Source organism: Acidovorax sp. HMWF018, assembly GCF_003061035.1.
GTDB classification, from domain to species: domain Bacteria; phylum Pseudomonadota; class Gammaproteobacteria; order Burkholderiales; family Burkholderiaceae_C; genus Acidovorax; species Acidovorax delafieldii.
The window spans coordinates 1-1,682 of record NZ_QAIM01000342.1; the positions used below are offsets into that span (position 1 = coordinate 1).

At 67.8% G+C, this 1,682-nt stretch carries 1 protein-coding gene and 1 pseudogene; both read left to right on the plus strand.

All coding sequences use genetic code 11. The features are described 5' to 3' along the window. A partial coding sequence (locus DBR23_RS12850) for a flavin-dependent oxidoreductase (protein ID WP_108498507.1) occupies nt 1-1,203 on the plus strand: 1,203 nt, incomplete at its 5' end. A gap of 134 nt (nt 1,204-1,337) precedes the next feature. Next, nucleotides 1,338-1,682, plus strand: a pseudogene (locus DBR23_RS30625) (ATP-dependent Clp protease proteolytic subunit); the annotation flags it as partial.

Sequence of the window (1,682 nt, forward strand, 5' to 3'; positions counted from 1 at the left end):
TGCATCGTCTTTGAAACAGTGCCCGAGCTGCAGCCGCTGGGCGTGGGCATCAACCTGCAGCCCAACGCCGTGCGAGAACTGCACGACCTGGGGTTTAGCAACGAGGTGCTGGACACGATTGGCCTGCAGGCGCGCGAATGGGCGCTGGTGGGTCGCAACGGCAACGAGGTGTACGCCGAGCCACGCGGGCTGGAGGCGGGCTACCACTGGCCCCAGTATTCGGTGCACCGGGGGCAGCTGCAGATGATGCTGTTCAACGCGGTGCGAGAGCGCCTGGGAACCGACGCAGTGCAGCTGGGGCAGCGGGTGGTGGGCTACCGGCAGGATGCAAACGGCGTCACCGCCATTGTCGAGACACGCGACGGAGAGAAGCGTGAGGTAGCTGGCTCGCTGCTGATTGCCGCCGACGGCCTGCACTCGGCCGTGCGGGCGCAGATGCACCCCACGCAGCCGCCCATCCAGTGGGGCGGTGCCATCATGTGGCGCGGCACCACGCCGGGGGTGCCGGTGCGCACGGGCGCGTCGTTTGTGGGCGTGGGCTCGCTGCGGCACCGTGTGGTGTTCTACCCCATCACCCCGCCCGACCCGGCCACAGGCCTGGCCACCATCAACTGGATCGCCGAGATCACGGTCGACAACCAGGGCGGCTGGCAGCAGGGCGACTGGAACCGGCGCGTGGCACTGGAGGAGTTCATCCACCACTTCGAGGGCTGGAACTACAGCTGGCTGGACGTGCCTGCCATGCTGCGCGGCGCCAAGGACATTTTTGAGTACCCCATGATCGACCGCGACCCCGTGCCCACCTGGGTAGACGGCCGCGTGGCGCTGCTGGGCGACGCGGCGCATGTGATGTACCCCGTGGGCTCCAACGGTGCCAGCCAGGCCATCGTGGATGCGCGCGTGCTGGGGGCGCAGCTCATCGCGCACGGTGTGGGCCCGCAGGCGCTGCGTGCCTATGACGACAAGCTGTGCAAGGACATCTCTGCGCTGGTGCTGCGCAACCGGGGCTCCGGCCCGTTTGGTCTGCTGGGGCTGGTGGACGAGCGCTGCGGCGGGGTGTTCGACCACATCGACGACGTGCTGCCGCGCGAGGAACGCGAGGGCTTCATGGCCCGCTACAAGGCGGCGGCGGGCTTTGCGATCGAGACGCTGAATGCGGCGCCGCCCACCATTGCGCCGGGGCAACGCGTGGCCGCAGGCTGAACAGTCCAAAGGGTGCAGTGCGGGCCAGTGGGTCCGCCATGCAGCGCTGGCCTGGATATGCAAGCGCAGAGAAATGTCACGCCCGGCGTGTCTCGTTCGTCAAGGCAGTCCTATCACTCGCAAGGACTTGCCCTATGGACACGCCAGATACAACCACACCCGCTTCAGCCCCTACCCAAGGCGCCGAACCGCGCACGTCTTACCTGGAAGAAAAAGCCTTCAAGGCCCGCACTCTGCTGGTCTTTGGCACCATCACCGACACCCTGGCCGCCGATGTGGCGCGGCGGCTGATTGCGCTGGATGCCGAGAGTGCCGAGCCCATCGACATGCTGGTGAGCTCGCCCGGCGGGCACCTGGAGTCGGGCGACACGATCCACGACCTGGTGCGCTTCATCACAGCGCCGGTGAACATGATTGGCACCGGCTGGGTGGGCAGCGCGGCCACGCACCTGTACTTGGCGGCGCCACGCGAGCGGCGG